The following is a 14,415-nucleotide window of genomic DNA, read 5'->3' on the forward strand; positions in this document are numbered from 1 at the left end:
CCGGCCTGACTCTATAGAAGCACTTCCAGGGAGGAATGCACGGTGAAGCAACAGGGCGTAACACTGATACAAATGATGTTCGCGCTAGCGCTGGTGGGGATGCTCACGCACATCAGCCTGCCGGCCTACAACACCATGAGCAGCGGGCTACAACAGCAAACTGCCGCCAAGGACCTGGCTCAGGCTTTGCGTACGGCGCGTAGCGAGGCCTTGCTGCGCAACCAGGTGGTTCGCCTGCAGGCGCTGGAAGACAACTGGAGTAATGGCTGGCGCATGGTCGTGGAACAGGATGGCCCACTGCTGCTGTACGAACAGCGGCTTGAGCGGGTGAACGTCGTGGGTAATCAACCGGTGGCCCGGCAGGTGCGCTTCAGTGGGCTGGGGGTGCCGTTGCACGCGGGGGGAGCGTTTCAGGCCGGGACGCTGTTCATTTGCCAGCGCCCCGAGCCCTTCAGCCAGTACCGGGTGGTACTGGCACACACAGGCCGGGTCAGCCTGCGCGAAGAGCCTGGCGAGCAGCCGCTGTGCGCGGCCGGCGGGTCAGATCAGTGAACGTACGCGCAACTCTTTGGGCATCGAGAAGGTGATGTTCTCTTCGCGGCCATCAAGCTCTTCGGCGCCCGTGGCACCCCAGGCACGCAGTTGTTCGATCACGCCACGCACCAGCACCTCGGGGGCCGAAGCACCGGCGGTGATACCAATGCGCTCAACGCCATCGAACCAGCTTTTTTGCAGGTCTTCGGCGCCGTCGATCAGGTAGGCCGGGGTCGACATGCGCTCGGCCAGTTCACGCAGGCGGTTGGAGTTGGAGCTGTTCGGGCTGCCGACCACCAGGACCACATCACATTCATTGGCCAGTTGCTTGACCGCGTCCTGACGGTTCTGGGTGGCGTAGCAGATGTCGTCCTTGCGCGGCCCGCCGATATTCGGGAAGCGCGCGCGCAGGGCATCGATCACCCGGCTGGTGTCGTCCATCGACAGCGTGGTCTGGGTGACGAAGGCCAGTTTGTCCGGGTCGTTGACCTGCAGGCTGGCAACATCGTCCTCGTCTTCGACCAGGTAGATGGCGCCACCGTTGCTGGTGTCGTACTGGCCCATGGTGCCTTCGACTTCCGGGTGGCCTTCGTGGCCAATCAGGATGCACTCGCGGCCGTCACGGCTGTAGCGCGCCACCTCGATATGCACCTTGGTGACCAGTGGGCAGGTCGCGTCGAATACCTTCAGGCCGCGCCCCGCCGCTTCCTGGCGCACGGCCTGGGAAACACCGTGGGCGCTGAAGATGACGATGACGTCGTCCGGCACCTGGTCGAGTTCTTCGACAAAAATCGCCCCGCGCGCGCGCAGGTCTTCGACCACGAACTTGTTGTGCACCACTTCGTGACGCACGTAGATCGGCGGGCCAAACACTTCGAGGGCACGATTGACGATCTCGATCGCCCGGTCCACACCGGCACAGAAGCCACGGGGGTTGGCGAGTTTGATTTGCATGGCAGGCTCCAGGCTCACAGGGCCTTGACCGCGAGGATTTCCACCTCGAAGTTCAGGGTCTTGCCGGCCAGTGGATGGTTGAAGTCGATGGTCACCTGGGCATCATCGAAGGCTTTCACCACACCGGGCAATTCGGCGTTGGCGGCGTCGTTGAAGATCACCAGCAGGCCCTCGGACAACTCCATGTCCTGGAACTGCGAACGCGGCATGACCTGCACGTTCTGTGGGTTTGGCTGGCCGAAGGCGTTTTCCGGGTTGACGGTCACGGTGCGCTTGTCGCCGCTCTTGAAGCCGAACAGCGCCGCTTCGAAGCCCGGCAGCAGGTTGCCGTCGCCGACCTTGAACACCGCCGGCGCCTTGTCGAAGGTGCTGTCGACGGTGTCGCCGTTTTCCAGGTGCAGTGCGAAGTGCAGGGTCACTTCGGTGTTCTGGCCGATACGGGTCTCAGTCATGGACGGGTTCTCCGGACTTTTTGCTCTTGAACATATCCAGCGCCAGCATCACCGCACCCACGGTAATGGCGCTGTCGGCCAGGTTGAAGGCCGGGAAGTACCAGCGGTTCTGCCAGTGCACGAGGATGAAGTCGACTACGTGGCCGAGCACGATGCGGTCGTACAGGTTGCCCAGCGCACCACCCAGCACCAGTGCCAGGGCGACGGCCAGCCAGGTCTCGTTGCGCCCCAGGCGCTTGAGCCAGACCACCAGCACGGCACTGACCACTATGGCGATCAGGGCGAACAGCCAGCGCTGCCAGCCGGAGCTGTCAGCCAGGAAGCTGAAGGCGGCACCGGTGTTGTAGGCCAGGGTCCAGCTGAAGTAGTCGGGAATGACCACGATCTGCTGGTACAGGCTCAGCGCGCCCTCGAAGTAGAACTTGCTGGCCTGGTCGAGGACCAGGACCAGCACGCTCAGCCACAGCCAGCTGAGGCGCCCGAAGCGCCCCACACCAGGGTTAGGCATAGTGGCGCACCTCGCCTTTGCCGCCGATGTTGTCGGCGCAACGGGCGCAGATTTCCGGGTGCTCCGGGTTCGCGCCGACGTCCGCGCGGAAGTGCCAGCAACGACCGCACTTGGCGTGGCCGGACTTGACCACTTTCAGCTTCAGGCCCGGGACTTCGGTCTCGACCGCATCGGCTGGCGCCTGGGCGAATAGCGCAACGCTGGCCGCCGAGGTGATCAGCACGAAGCGCAGCTCGTCGCCCAGCTTGTTCAGGTCGGCGCTCAGGGCGTCGTCGGCGAACAGGGTGACTTCGGCTTGCAGGTTGCCACCGATGGCCTTGGCCGCACGCTGGTTTTCCAGTTCCTTGTTGACCGCGGTTTTGGCGGCCATGATGCGTTCCCAGTAGGCGCGCCCCAGCTCGAAGCCTTCCGGCAGCTCGCTCAGGCCTTCATACCAGGTGTTGAGCATCACCGACTCGTTGCGCTCGCCCGGCAGGTACTGCCACAGCTCGTCGGCGGTAAACGCCAGGATCGGCGCGATCCAGCGCACCAGCGCTTCGCTGATGTGGTACAGCGCGGTCTGGCAGGAACGACGGGCAACACTGTTGGCGCCAGTGGTGTACTGACGGTCCTTGATGATGTCCAGGTAGAAGCCGCCCAGCTCCTGCACGCAGAAGTTGTGGATCTTCGAATAGACGTTCCAGAAGCGGTATTCGCCGTAGTGCTCTTCCAGCTCGCGCTGCAGCAGCAGGGTACGGTCGACCGCCCAGCGGTCCAGCGCCAGCATGTCTTCGGCCGGCAGCAGGTCGCGGGCCGGGTCGAAGCCGGACAGGTTGGAGAGCAGGAAGCGCGCGGTGTTGCGGATACGCCGGTAGGCGTCGGCGCTGCGCTGCAGGATTTGCTCGGAAACCGCCATCTCGCCGGAGTAGTCGGTGGCCGAAACCCACAGGCGCAGGATGTCGGCACCCAGGGTGTCGTTGACCTTCTGCGGCTCGATGGTGTTACCCAGCGACTTGGACATCTTGCGACCGTTCTCGTCGACGGTGAAGCCGTGCGTCAGCAGCTCGCGGTACGGTGCGTGGTTGTCGATGGCACAACCGGTCAGCAGCGAGGAATGGAACCAGCCGCGGTGCTGGTCGGAACCTTCCAGGTACAGGTCGGCGCGCGGGCCGGTTTCGTGGCCGATGCTGTGCGAGCCACGCAGCACGTGCCAGTGGGTGGTACCGGAGTCGAACCAGACGTCGAGGGTGTCGGCGATCTTGTCGTACTGGCCGGCCTCGTCACCGAGCAGTTCGGCGGCGTCGAGCTTGAACCAGGCTTCGATGCCTTCTTTCTCGACACGCTTGGCCACTTCTTCCATCAGCTCGACGGTGCGCGGGTGCAGCTCGCCGGACTGCTTGTCGAGGAAGAACGGGATCGGTACGCCCCAGTTGCGCTGACGCGAGATGCACCAGTCCGGACGGTTGGCGATCATCGAGTGCAGGCGCGCCTGGCCCCAGGCCGGGACGAACTTGGTCTCTTCGATGGCCTTGACCGCACGCTTGCGCAGGGTGTCGCCGTTGTCGGGCTGCTTGTCCATGCCGACGAACCATTGCGCGGTGGCGCGATAGATCAGCGGGGTCTTGTGGCGCCAGCAGTGCATGTAGCTGTGGCTGATGGTTTCGGTGTGCATCAGCGCACCGACTTCCGAGAGTTTTTCGACGATGGCCGGGTTGGCTTTCCAGATGAACTGGCCGCCGAAGAATTCCAGCGACGGCACGTACACGCCGTTGCTCTGCACCGGGGTGAGGATGTCGTCGTTGACCATGCCGTAGCGTTTGCAGGTGACGAAGTCGTCTTCACCGTAGGCTGGCGCGGAGTGCACCACACCGGTACCGGCGCCCAGCTCGACGTAGTCGGCCAGGTATACCGGCGACAGGCGATCGTAGAACGGGTGACGGAAGTTGATCAGCTCAAGCGCCGAGCCTGGCGCGGTGGCGATCACCGAACCTTCCAGCGCATAACGCTTCAGGCACGACTCGACCAGCTCTTCGGCCAGCACCAGCAGCTTGTCGCCGGTATCGACCAGGGCGTACTTGAACTCCGGGTGGACGTTCAGCGCCTGGTTGGCCGGGATGGTCCACGGCGTGGTGGTCCAGATCACAATCGAAGCAGGCTTGGCCAGCGAAGCCAGGCCGAACGCGGCGGCCAGCTTGGCCTCATCGACCACCGGGAAGGCGACGTCGATGGTCTGCGATTTTTTATCGGCGTACTCGACCTCGGCTTCGGCCAGGGCCGAACCGCAATCGAAACACCAGTTGACCGGTTTCAGGCCCTTGAACACGAAGCCGTGCTTGACCATTTCGGCCAGCGCGCGGATTTCACCGGCTTCGTTGGCGAAGTTCATGGTCTTGTACGGGTTTTCCCAGTCGCCCAGCACACCCAGGCGGATGAACTCGGTCTTCTGCCCTTCGATCTGCTCGGCGGCATAGGCGCGGCACAGCTCGCGGGTCTGGTCGGCGCTCAGGTGCTTGCCGTGGGTCACTTCGACCTTGTGCTCGATCGGCAGGCCATGGCAGTCCCAGCCCGGGACGTACGGGGCGTCGAAACCGGACAGGGTCTTGGAGCGGACAATCATGTCCTTGAGAATCTTGTTCAGCGCATGACCGATGTGGATCTTGCCGTTGGCGTAGGGCGGGCCGTCGTGCAGCACGAACTTCGGACGATCCTTGCCAATTTCGCGCAGCTTCTGGTACAGGCCAATGCTGTCCCAGCGCTGCAGGATCTGCGGTTCGCGCTGTGGCAGGCCGGCCTTCATCGGGAAGGCGGTGTCCGGAAGGTTTAGCGTGGCTTTATAGTCGGTCATTTCAGGCTCTTCGTTAGCGGTTGACCGTGCCAATGGGCACGTGCGGCGGCGATATCCGCATCGATCGCCGACTTCAGCGCCTCCAGGGAGGCGAATCGCTGCTCTTCACGCAGCTTGTGGTGGAATTCCACCGTCAGACGCCGGCCATAGAGATCGCCGGCAAAATCCAGAAGATGTACTTCCAGGTGGGCTTTGCCATCACCTGAAACAGTTGGCCGTACGCCGATGTTGGCGACGCCCGGCCAGTTCTTGCCATCGACCTCGACGCTGACCAGGTAAACCCCGGTAAGCGGTACCCGATGGCGCTTGAGCTGGATGTTGGCTGTCGGGGTACCCAGCTGGCGTGCCAGCTTCTGCCCGTGCAGCACGCGCCCGCGGATGCGGAACGGCCGCCCCAGCAAACGCTCGGCCAGGGCGAAATCGGCATTGGCCAGGGCATCGCGCACTTGCGTGCTGCTGACCCGCAGGCCATCGAGTTCGACGGTTTGCGCCGCTTCGACGGTAAAGCCCTGAAGGATACCGGCCTGCTCGAGGAAGTCGAAGTCGCCAACCCGGTCGCAGCCAAAGCGGAAATCGTCGCCCACTTCCAGGTGCTTCACGCCCAGGCCATCGACCAGGATGGTGTCGACGAACTCGGCGGCGCTGAGCTTGCTCAGGCGCTGGTTGAACGCCAGGCACAGCACCCGGTCGACACCGGCGGCGGCCAGCAGGGCGACCTTGTCGCGCAGGCGCGCCAGGCGTGCGGGCGCAGTGTCGGGGGCAAAGTATTCACGCGGCTGTGGCTCGAAAATCACCACGCAGCTGGGCACGCCCAACTCGTCCGCTCGCTCACGCAGGCGCGCCAGGATTGCCTGGTGGCCGCGGTGAACACCGTCGAAGTTGCCAATAGTGGCGACACAGCCCCGGTGCTGGGGGCGCAGGTTGTGGAGGCCTCGAACCAGCTGCATAACGCGCTTCTTGCTCATAAAGTGGTCGATTATAACCACACCCGGGCGCTGACGACAGGCAGCAGCGTCACCCCGTGGCGTGGAATGTGTAAAACCGACGTCTGACCGCCGTTACGCCTTAATGCAACGCCTTGCGGGCGAAGTCACGCGGGCGGAATCCGAACAGCAGCAGACAGCCGAAATAGGTCACGACTCCGGCCAGGATCAGCGCGCCAAGGCGCAGAAAGCGCTCAAGCATCTGCCCTTCGGCCCAGGCCGGCATGTAGTGCATGCCCACCAGCAACACCGCCGACATCAGCAGCACTGCCACCACCAACTTGGCGAGGAACTTGGCCCAGCCCGGTTGTGGCTGGAACAACTGCTGCTGGCGTAGCTTCCAGTACAGCAGGCCGGCGTTCAGGCAGGCGCCGAGGCTGATGGCCAGGGCCAGGCCGGCGTGCTGCAGGTGGCTGATGAAGGCCAGGTTGAACAGCTGGGTGCAGACCAGGGTGAAGATGGCGATCTTCACTGGAGTACGAATGTTCTGCTGGGCGTAGAAGCCAGGGGCCAGGACCTTGACCAGGATAATCGCCAGCAGCCCGAGGGAATAGGCAATCAGCGCACGCTGGGTCATGGCCGCATCGAAGGCGCTGAATTTACCGTATTGGAACAACGCCACGGTCAGCGGCTCGGCCAGGATCGCCATGGCCAGGGTGCAGGGCAGCACCAGCAAAAAGCACAGGCGCAGGCCCCAGTCGAGGATCCGCGAGTATTCGTGCCGGTCGCGGTTGGCGTAGGTCTTGGCCAGGGTGGGCAGCAGGATGGTACCCAGGGCTACACCCAGCACTCCGGAAGGCAGCTCCATCAGGCGGTCGGCGTAGTACATCCACGACACCGAACCTGCGACCAGGAACGAGGCGAAGATGGTGTTGATGATCAGCGAGATCTGGCTTACCGAAACCCCGAGGATCGCCGGCAGCATCTGCTTGAGCACTCGCCATACACCGCTGTCGCGCAGGTTCAGGCGCGGCAGCACGAGCATGCCGATCTTCTTCAGGTGCGGCAGCTGGTACAGAAGCTGCGCCAGGCCGCCAGCCAGCACGCCCCAGGCCAGGGCCATGATCGGCGGGTCGAAATATGGCGTGAGGAACAGGGTAAAGCCGATCATCGCCACGTTGAGCAGGGTCGGCACGAAGGCCGGCACCGAAAAGCGGTTCCAGGTATTGAGGATGGCGCCGGCCAGTGATGACAGCGAGATCAGCAATATATAAGGAAAGGTCACCCGCAGCAGGTCGGTGGTCAGCTGGTATTTTTCAGTGCTGTCGACAAAGCCTGGGGCGGTGACCCACACCACCCAGGGCGCGGCGAGGATACCCAGGGCGGTGACCAGGGCCAGCACCAGGGTCAGCAGGCCACTGACATAGGCGATGAAGGTGCGGGTCGCCTCCTCGCCTTGCTGGGTCTTGTATTCGGCCAGAATCGGCACGAACGCCTGGGAAAACGCGCCTTCGGCAAAGATGCGCCGCAGCAGGTTGGGCAGCTTGAAGGCAATGAAGAAGGCGTCTGTGGCCACGCCGGCACCGAATACCCGCGCCAGGATGGTGTCGCGGACAAAGCCCAGCACCCGCGAGATCATGGTGATGGAGCTGACCGCGGCCAGGGATTTAAGAAGATTCATCGAAAGTTTTTCACGCCTGAGGATAAAGGGCTGTGCCGCAACGCGCCCAGTTGTGCGATACTCCGCGCCGCAACGCAAGCAGAGCAAAAGCTCCCGAGTTTACAGGTCGTACCGCAGAAGGGAATCACTCCCTTGTACAGAACGACCACTCAGCGGAACCATGCAAGTGCCCTTGACAACCGATCAACTCATCGGCATGATTCGCGGCCTATTTTGTTTGCTATTTACCAAGTCTTTCGAGGAGCTCGACGGTGGCCAACTCACCTTCCGCCAAAAAACGTGCAAAACAGGCTGAGAAGCGTCGCAGCCACAACGCCAGCCTGCGTTCCATGGTTCGTACCTACATCAAGAATGTAGTTAAAGCCATCGACGCAAAAGACGCCGAAAAAGCGCAAGCTGCTTACACTCTGGCTGTTCCAGTTATCGACCGTATGGCCGATAAAGGTATCATCCACAAGAACAAGGCTGCTCGCCATAAAGGCCGTCTGAATGGCCACATCAAGGCGCTGAAAGAAGCTGCAGCTGCCTAAGCGACATGCTTGTTGAAAAACCGACCCTAGGGTCGGTTTTTTATTGCCTGTGATTTGGGTTGCGGGCAGAAAAGCATCGCGGGTCAAGCCCGCTCCTACAGGTTTGTGTAGGAGCGGGCTTGACCCGCGATGGCTAGCGACTACTTACCAATCTGAATCTTCGGTGCCCACTGCAGCCATTCATCCTCGGCCTTGTCGAACAGGGCGAAGGTCTGCTGCGGCCGCGCCGGATTGCCCATCTTCTCGCCGTCTGGCGTGGCGAAGGCGATGCCGCCCTCTATCAGGGTCTCCAGCGACTCGGTACGCACCGTCGCGCCCTTGAACAGGCCGATATCGAAGCCGAAGCCGCTGCTGTTCCAGAAACGGCTACCGCCACGCACCAGCGCTGCATACCTGGGCTCGATCAGGATATGGATCAGTACCCGGTCGGCGGTCTGGCCCAATTCGAAGCCGGTGACCTTGCCGACCGGAATCTCGCGGTAGGTAACCGGTACGCCCGGCTTGATCGAACCCCGCCGCGCAGCACTGAGCACCAGCGACAGGCCAGCTTCGCGCTCAGAGAAATCCGGCGCCTGAGGCAAGGCATTGAAGTTGAGCTGCGGCCCGGTGCTTCTGACTGCCGGCTGCACTTCCAGGTACTGGCCGGTGACCAGGGTTTCCAGGTTGGCGGTCTTGACGATGCCCAGGGCCGGCTTGACCACCCAGAACTGCGTACCTTCGCGGGCAATGCGCTCCGGCACTTCGGTAATCCGCGCCTTGAGCAGCACCGCCTGCAAATCATTGGTCAGGTCGACCTGTTCGATTTTGCCGACATCCAGGCCCTTGAAGCGAACCGGCGTGCCAACCTTGAGGCCGTCTGCGCGATCGACGCGGATGGTCACCGTGGTACCGCTGCGGTTGGCCGCTTCCTGGCTTTCATTGAGGCGGAAGAACGGAATGCGGCGCTTGAGCTTCACATTCGGGATCGGTGTGTCGAAGGCGATACCGCCAGCCATCAGGCTCTGCAGCGATTCACTCTTGATCTGGATGCCCGACAGGCCGCCACTCAGGGTAATGCCGCTAGCATTCCAGAAGCGCGTCGAACCGTTGACCAGGCCGGCGTACTCTTTCTCGATGTGCACACCGATCAGCAGGCGCTTGCTCTTCTTCGAGAACTGGTAGCTCTGCACTGTACCGACCTTGACCTGGCGGTAGAGGATCGGGCTGCCGACTTCCAGCGAGCCAAGGTTGTCGCTGTACAGCACCAGGTGCAGGCCGGGCGCCTTGAGGTCCAGCGGCGGTGCCTTGGCTCGCGCCTCGAACTCGCGCTGCGGCGTCGCGCCCTTGTCGCCCGGGCGGATGGCAATGTAGTTACCCTTGACCAGCGCTTCCAGGCCGGTAATACCGGCGAGGGAGATCGATGGCTTGACCACCCAGAACTGCGTACCGTCGACCAGGTAGTCTTCGGCCAGCGGATCGAGGGTCAGCTCGGCCATGGCACTGGCCAGGTCGGGATCAACCTTGAGGGTCTTCAGCGAGCCGACCTGGATGCCTTTGTACATCACCGGGGTACGCCCGGCCTGCAGGCCCTCGAAGTCGCTCAGCTTGACCTTGACGCGAATCCCGGCCTGGGCCGCATCAAAGTCTTCGTACAAGCGAAACGGCAGGTTCGGATCAGTGGGCGGGCTGTCCTTGCGGTGCTCGGGGGTGGCGAAGGCAATACCGCCGGCGACGATGCTGGCCAGCGACTCGCTGCGTACCTTCACCCCGGAGAGGTTGGCGTCGATGCTGATGCCGCTGGCATTCCAGAAGCGCGTATGTTTGCGCACCAGGTCGGCGTAGGCCGGCTCGATGAACACCTTGATCTCGACCGTGCCCTGGTCTTCGGCGAGGCGATAGCTCTTCACCCGGCCAACCTGGATCTGCTTGTAGAACACCGGGCTGTCGCGGTTGAGCGAACCCAGGCGGTCGGCCTTGAGGGTCAGGTGCAGGCCCGGCTCGCTGTCGGACAACGGCGGCGCTTCATCCAGTGCCTTGAAGCGCTTGGTCGGCTCGCCCTGCCCCGGGCTGACGGCAATGTAGTTGCCCGATACCAAGGTTTCCAGGCCGGTGATCCCGGCCAGGCTAACGCTCGGTTTGACCAGCCAGAAGCGCGTACCGGTGTTCAGGTGCGGCTCGGCCTCCTTGTTCATTTCGATGGTGGCGATGACCCCGGTATTGCTGCCCTTGGCATCCAGCACCAGCTCTTTCACCTTACCGACCGACATGCCCTTGAAGACCACTTCGGTCTTGTTGGCGACGATACCTTCACCGCTCTCAAAGCGGACCTGGATGTTCACACCTGACTCGCGATAGGCCTGCCAGCCAAGCCAGCCACCAATCACCAGGGCGATCAGGGGCAATATCCATATGGCCGACCAGTTCGAAGCTGGGCGGGTTTTAGCCGTAGGCAAATCACTCATGGTCGTCATCCGACTCCGTGTTATCCCAAATCAGTCGGGGATCGAAGGTTACTGCAGCGAGCATCGTCAGAATCACCACACTGGCGAAGGCGACGGCGCCCAGATTGGCTTCGACACTGGCGATCCTGCCGAAATTCACCACCGCCACCAGAATGGCGATCACGAAAATATCCAGCATCGACCAGCGTCCGATGAATTCGATGAAGCGGTACATCAGGATCCGTTGCCGGGCCGACAACGGTTGGTGGCGCTGCACCGAATAGAGCAGCAGGGCAATGCCGACCAGCTTGAAAGTCGGCACCAGAATACTGGCGATGAACACTACCGCGGCGATCGGCAGCATGCCGTGCTTCATCAGGGTGATGACGCCGGACATTATTGTGTCCGGGCTACCCTGCCCCAGAGCACTGACGGTCATGATCGGCAACACGTTGGCCGGGATGTACAAGATTCCCGAAGTAATCAGCAACGCCCAGGTTCGCACCAGGCTGTTTGGCCGCCGGGCGTGCACCACTGCACCACAGCGGGTGCAGGTTTGCGCGTCACTGTCCGGCTCCTGGCGATTCAGTTCATGGCATTCGCCACAAACCAGAATCCCGGCATCAATCGCACGCATGCAGGTCTTCCCCCGATAAAGCACTCCATATCTGGTGGGGCGACATCACCACCTCCAGCCACACCTGCACCAACAACAAACTGATAAAGCAGGCCAGGCCCAGGCCGAGGCTGAGCTCAGCCAGGTCGACCAGCTTGACCATCGCCACCAGCACGCCCATGAAATAGACCTCGAGCATGCCCCAATCGCGTAGATGGTGATAAATCCGATAAAGCAATAAACCGTAACTGCGACCAACGTTCAGGCGAATGCTCAATAGCACTGCCAGCTGGCACAACAGTTTGAGCAAGGGAATCGCCATGCTGCAGAGAAACACCACCACCGCTACGCCGCGCATACCGGTGTTGTACAGCCCGACCACGCCGCTCCAGACCGTATCGTTGGAGGTTTGCCCCAGCAGGTGCAGTTGCATGATCGGCAGGAAGTTGGCCGGTACGTATAGCAGCAAGGCGGCCAGCACCAGGGCCAGGCTGCGCTGGACCACATTGTGTCGATGGGCGTAGAGCTCGTAGCCACAGCGCGGGCAGTGGGCCTTTTCGTCTTGCTTGAGCACAGGCTTGCGCATCAGCAGGTCGCATTCGTGACAGGCCACCAGGTCTTCCAGGGGCAGGTCGGCGAGCTGATGGGGGTCGGCAGGTTCTGACATAGTGAACTTCTGAGTCAACGCGAGGGCGCTATTCTAACCGATGTAGGAGCGGGCTTGCCCCGCGATACCCTTCTGTCAACCACATCGCATCGCGGGGCAAGTCGAGGCGTCGCACCGCCGTTCGCACAGATCCAGAAAGACAAAACCCCTACCTGCATGCGCAGATAGGGGTTTCGGAATTTAATCTTGACGATGACCTACTCTCACATGGGGAAACCCCACACTACCATCGGCGATGCATCGTTTCACTGCTGAGTTCGGGATGGGATCAGGTGGTTCCAATGCTCTATGGTCGTCAAGAAATTCTGTTGCCAGAAGGTCTTGTTCAGACACTCCAGCGAATCGGGTATGTGATGTTTGTGAGTTACAAATCTTCGGCTGTGCAGTCTTCACAACACCGCAATCTGGCTTTCGCTCAAATTGCTTGGGTGTTATATGGTCAAGCCTCACGGGCAATTAGTATTGGTTAGCTCAACGCCTCACAGCGCTTACACACCCAACCTATCAACGTCGTAGTCTTCGACGGCCCTTCAGGGAGCTCAAGGCTCCAGTGAGATCTCATCTTGAGGCAAGTTTCCCGCTTAGATGCTTTCAGCGGTTATCTCTTCCGAACATAGCTACCCGGCAATGCCACTGGCGTGACAACCGGAACACCAGAGGTTCGTCCACTCCGGTCCTCTCGTACTAGGAGCAGCCCCTCTCAAATCTCAAACGTCCACGGCAGATAGGGACCGAACTGTCTCACGACGTTCTAAACCCAGCTCGCGTACCACTTTAAATGGCGAACAGCCATACCCTTGGGACCGGCTTCAGCCCCAGGATGTGATGAGCCGACATCGAGGTGCCAAACACCGCCGTCGATATGAACTCTTGGGCGGTATCAGCCTGTTATCCCCGGAGTACCTTTTATCCGTTGAGCGATGGCCCTTCCATACAGAACCACCGGATCACTAAGACCTACTTTCGTACCTGCTCGACGTGTCTGTCTCGCAGTCAAGCGCGCTTTTGCCTTTATACTCTACGACCGATTTCCGACCGGTCTGAGCGCACCTTCGTACTCCTCCGTTACTCTTTAGGAGGAGACCGCCCCAGTCAAACTACCCACCATACACTGTCCTCGATCCGGATAACGGACCTGAGTTAGAACCTCAAAGTTGCCAGGGTGGTATTTCAAGGATGGCTCCACGCGAACTGGCGTCCACGCTTCAAAGCCTCCCACCTATCCTACACAAGCAAATTCAAAGTCCAGTGCAAAGCTATAGTAAAGGTTCACGGGGTCTTTCCGTCTAGCCGCGGATACACTGCATCTTCACAGCGATTTCAATTTCACTGAGTCTCGGGTGGAGACAGCGCCGCCATCGTTACGCCATTCGTGCAGGTCGGAACTTACCCGACAAGGAATTTCGCTACCTTAGGACCGTTATAGTTACGGCCGCCGTTTACCGGGGCTTCGATCAAGAGCTTCGCGTTAGCTAACCCCATCAATTAACCTTCCGGCACCGGGCAGGCGTCACACCCTATACGTCCACTTTCGTGTTTGCAGAGTGCTGTGTTTTTAATAAACAGTCGCAGCGGCCTGGTATCTTCGACCGGCATGGGCTTACGGAGCAAGTCCTTCACCCTCACCGGCGCACCTTCTCCCGAAGTTACGGTGCCATTTTGCCTAGTTCCTTCACCCGAGTTCTCTCAAGCGCCTTGGTATTCTCTACCCAACCACCTGTGTCGGTTTGGGGTACGGTTCCTGGTTATCTGAAGCTTAGAAGCTTTTCTTGGAAGCATGGCATCAACCACTTCGTCGCCTAATGGCAACTCGTCATCAGCTCTCGGCCTTAAGATCCCGGATTTACCTAAGATCTCAGCCTACCACCTTAAACTTGGACAACCAACGCCAAGCTGGCCTAGCCTTCTCCGTCCCTCCATCGCAATAACCAGAAGTACAGGAATATTAACCTGTTTTCCATCGACTACGCTTTTCAGCCTCGCCTTAGGGACCGACTAACCCTGCGTCGATTAACGTTGCGCAGGAAACCTTGGTCTTTCGGCGTGGGAGTTTTTCACTCCCATTGTCGTTACTCATGTCAGCATTCGCACTTCTGATACCTCCAGCAAGCTTCTCAACTCACCTTCACAGGCTTACAGAACGCTCCTCTACCGCATCACCTAAGTGATACCCGTAGCTTCGGTGTATGGTTTGAGCCCCGTTACATCTTCCGCGCAGGCCGACTCGACTAGTGAGCTATTACGCTTTCTTTAAAGGGTGGCTGCTTCTAAGCCAACCTCCTAGCTGTCTAAGCCTTCCCACATCG

Annotated in this window: 11 protein-coding genes and 2 rRNA genes (1 of these 13 only partly in view); 2 read left to right on the forward strand and 11 right to left on the reverse strand. The window is 60.8% G+C overall.

From position 1 onward, the window contains the following. The first annotated feature begins 72 nt into the window (after positions 1 to 72). A complete protein-coding gene (locus LOY22_RS22705) occupies positions 73 to 552 on the forward strand; it encodes a GspH/FimT family protein (protein WP_258594932.1) in 480 nt (159 codons plus the stop codon). Here the strand turns inward: LOY22_RS22705 and ispH are convergent. The 6 genes from ispH to murJ form a co-directional block, all read right to left on the reverse strand. Continuing rightward, positions 541 to 1,488 (reverse strand): 4-hydroxy-3-methylbut-2-enyl diphosphate reductase, encoded by a 948-nt coding sequence (gene ispH / locus LOY22_RS22710; RefSeq protein ID WP_093379392.1) that lies wholly within the window; start codon positions 1,486 to 1,488, stop codon positions 541 to 543. The two genes, LOY22_RS22705 and ispH, sit on opposite strands and share 12 nt — an antisense overlap. A gap of 14 nt (positions 1,489 to 1,502) precedes the next feature. Beyond that, on the reverse strand, positions 1,503 to 1,940 hold the full coding sequence (fkpB, locus tag LOY22_RS22715; protein WP_045200794.1) for an FKBP-type peptidyl-prolyl cis-trans isomerase: 438 nt from the start codon (positions 1,938 to 1,940) through the stop codon (positions 1,503 to 1,505). Next, a complete protein-coding gene (lspA, locus tag LOY22_RS22720; protein ID WP_045200792.1) occupies positions 1,933 to 2,448 on the reverse strand; it encodes a signal peptidase II in 516 nt (171 codons plus the stop codon). The genes fkpB and lspA overlap by 8 nt, the downstream gene beginning before the upstream one ends. Further along, positions 2,441 to 5,272, reverse strand: a complete 2,832-nt coding sequence (ileS, locus tag LOY22_RS22725; RefSeq protein WP_258594936.1) for an isoleucine--tRNA ligase — start codon at positions 5,270 to 5,272, stop codon at positions 2,441 to 2,443. Before ileS ends, lspA begins: the two co-directional genes overlap by 8 nt. Next, the gene (gene ribF, locus LOY22_RS22730; protein WP_045200788.1) at positions 5,269 to 6,219 is read right to left on the reverse strand and encodes a bifunctional riboflavin kinase/FAD synthetase; all 951 of its coding nucleotides are present in this window, start codon (positions 6,217 to 6,219) and stop codon (positions 5,269 to 5,271) included. The genes ileS and ribF overlap by 4 nt, the downstream gene beginning before the upstream one ends. 118 nt (positions 6,220 to 6,337) lie before the next feature. Beyond that, the gene (murJ, locus tag LOY22_RS22735; RefSeq protein WP_045200785.1) at positions 6,338 to 7,876 is read right to left on the reverse strand and encodes a murein biosynthesis integral membrane protein MurJ; all 1,539 of its coding nucleotides are present in this window, start codon (positions 7,874 to 7,876) and stop codon (positions 6,338 to 6,340) included. A 251-nt stretch (positions 7,877 to 8,127) separates the two neighbouring features. On the opposite strand from murJ, the gene rpsT reads away from it, so the two are divergent. Next, positions 8,128 to 8,406, forward strand: a complete 279-nt coding sequence (rpsT, locus tag LOY22_RS22740; RefSeq protein WP_010220592.1) for a 30S ribosomal protein S20 — start codon at positions 8,128 to 8,130, stop codon at positions 8,404 to 8,406. A gap of 140 nt (positions 8,407 to 8,546) precedes the next feature. Here rpsT and LOY22_RS22745 read toward each other — a convergent pair whose 3' ends face one another. The 5 genes from LOY22_RS22745 to LOY22_RS22765 form a co-directional block, all read right to left on the reverse strand. Then, the gene (locus LOY22_RS22745) at positions 8,547 to 10,847 is read right to left on the reverse strand and encodes a PqiB family protein (protein WP_093379382.1); all 2,301 of its coding nucleotides are present in this window, start codon (positions 10,845 to 10,847) and stop codon (positions 8,547 to 8,549) included. Beyond that, positions 10,840 to 11,463: a paraquat-inducible protein A gene (locus LOY22_RS22750; protein ID WP_258594938.1), complete on the reverse strand. Its 624-nt coding sequence runs from the start codon at positions 11,461 to 11,463 to the stop codon at positions 10,840 to 10,842. Before LOY22_RS22750 ends, LOY22_RS22745 begins: the two co-directional genes overlap by 8 nt. After that, entirely contained in the window at positions 11,450 to 12,109 is a 660-nt protein-coding gene (locus tag LOY22_RS22755) for a paraquat-inducible protein A (RefSeq protein WP_045200780.1), read from the reverse strand. Before LOY22_RS22755 ends, LOY22_RS22750 begins: the two co-directional genes overlap by 14 nt. A 184-nt stretch (positions 12,110 to 12,293) precedes the next feature. After that, positions 12,294 to 12,409 (reverse strand): 5S ribosomal RNA (gene rrf / locus LOY22_RS22760). Between the two features lie 135 nt (positions 12,410 to 12,544). Then, positions 12,545 to 14,415 (reverse strand): 23S ribosomal RNA (locus tag LOY22_RS22765) (it continues 1,019 nt past the right edge of the window).

It is taken from the genome of Pseudomonas sp. B21-035 (assembly GCF_024748945.1).
Taxonomy (GTDB): Bacteria; Pseudomonadota; Gammaproteobacteria; order Pseudomonadales; family Pseudomonadaceae; genus Aquipseudomonas.

Bases quoted from the DNA above. Each gene is read 5' to 3' on its own strand.
- LOY22_RS22755 (WP_045200780.1), bottom strand. From the start codon at position 12,109: ATGTCAGAACCTGCCGACCCCCATCAGCTCGCCGACCTGCCCCTGGAA.
- ribF (WP_045200788.1), bottom strand. From the start codon at position 6,219: ATGCAGCTGGTTCGAGGCCTCCACAACCTGCGCCCCCAGCACCGGGGC.
- lspA (WP_045200792.1), bottom strand. From the start codon at position 2,448: ATGCCTAACCCTGGTGTGGGGCGCTTCGGGCGCCTCAGCTGGCTGTGG.
- LOY22_RS22750 (WP_258594938.1), bottom strand. From the start codon at position 11,463: ATGCGTGCGATTGATGCCGGGATTCTGGTTTGTGGCGAATGCCATGAA.
- ileS (WP_258594936.1), bottom strand. From the start codon at position 5,272: ATGACCGACTATAAAGCCACGCTAAACCTTCCGGACACCGCCTTCCCG.
- murJ (WP_045200785.1), bottom strand. From the start codon at position 7,876: ATGAATCTTCTTAAATCCCTGGCCGCGGTCAGCTCCATCACCATGATC.
- fkpB (WP_045200794.1), bottom strand. From the start codon at position 1,940: ATGACTGAGACCCGTATCGGCCAGAACACCGAAGTGACCCTGCACTTC.
- LOY22_RS22745 (WP_093379382.1), bottom strand. From the start codon at position 10,847: ATGAGTGATTTGCCTACGGCTAAAACCCGCCCAGCTTCGAACTGGTCG.
- LOY22_RS22705 (WP_258594932.1), top strand. From the start codon at position 73: ATGATGTTCGCGCTAGCGCTGGTGGGGATGCTCACGCACATCAGCCTG.
- ispH (WP_093379392.1), bottom strand. From the start codon at position 1,488: ATGCAAATCAAACTCGCCAACCCCCGTGGCTTCTGTGCCGGTGTGGAC.